Below are 229 nucleotides of genomic sequence, written 5' to 3'. Positions count from 1 at the left end.
CAGGTTGCGATGCGACAGCATCACGCCTTTCGGCGCACCCGTCGTGCCGGTCGTGTAGATCACCGACGACCAATTATCATAAAAAAAAAAAACCACCGGTTCGTCGGGCGCGCTCGTGTCGACGCGGTACGACCATGCGCCGATGTCGACCGGCCGCGCGTCGGCGGGCGTCGCGTCGTAGCGCGCCGCGTGCGCACGCCCGTCGGGCGACGCTTCCGTCGCGAATGCG

1 protein-coding gene is annotated in these 229 nt (G+C 66.4%); it reads right to left on the bottom strand.

The genetic code is table 11. The features are described 5' to 3' along the window. A partial coding sequence (locus DIE15_RS36760; protein WP_148095715.1) for an AMP-binding protein occupies positions 1-229 on the bottom strand: 229 nt, incomplete at both ends.

The organism is Burkholderia sp. Bp9031 (assembly GCF_003857965.1).
GTDB lineage: Bacteria > Pseudomonadota > Gammaproteobacteria > Burkholderiales > Burkholderiaceae > Burkholderia > Burkholderia ambifaria_A.
This window is presented reverse-complemented; position numbering and strand designations above follow the sequence as displayed.